The sequence below is a fragment of the Paenibacillus oleatilyticus genome (assembly GCF_018998565.1).
Classification (GTDB): Bacteria; Bacillota; Bacilli; order Paenibacillales; family NBRC-103111; genus Paenibacillus_G; species Paenibacillus_G oleatilyticus.
This window is the reverse complement of the sequence record NZ_JAHNZO010000092.1, coordinates 1-473: the sequence shown is the minus strand read 5'-3', so window position 1 is coordinate 473 and position 473 is coordinate 1. Positions and strand designations below refer to the sequence as shown.

Annotated in this window: 2 tRNA genes; both read left to right on the top strand. The window is 52.2% G+C overall.

Annotated elements, in window-relative coordinates:
- Positions 1 to 227: 227 nt before the first annotated feature.
- Positions 228 to 303: transfer RNA gene (locus KQX66_RS36440), tRNA-Phe, on the top strand.
- A gap of 3 nt (positions 304 to 306) precedes the next feature.
- Positions 307 to 382, top strand: a tRNA-Thr gene (locus tag KQX66_RS36435).
- Positions 383 to 473: the final 91 nt, after the last annotated feature.

Here is a 473-nt window from a genome sequence, read left to right as displayed (position 1 = left end):
GTGGTGTAGAGGCCTAACATGCCTGCCTGTCACGCAGGAGACCGCGGGTTCGAATCCCGTCGGCTCCGCCATGAATTATCTTCCCTGTAAGGGATGAGAACCCATTGGGTTCGTCGGAGCAATGCTTCGATAGGGTTACTACGCAGTCTCGGAGTGAAACGGAGAGTATCCCGTCGGCTCCGCCATGATTTACAATTTGCAAGAAATGAGATACAATAAAGAAATATGGCTCGGTAGCTCAGTCGGTAGAGCAGAGGACTGAAAATCCTCGTGTCGGCGGTTCGATTCCGTCCCGAGCCACCACTCGCCGCTGTAGCTCAATTGGTAGAGCAACTGACTTGTAATCAGTAGGTTGGGGGTTCAAGTCCTCTCGGCGGCACCATTGCAATTTCATATGGAGGCTTAGCGAAGTGGCCAAACGCAGCAGACTGTAAATCTGTTCTCTGACGAGTTCGGTGGTTCGAATCCATCAG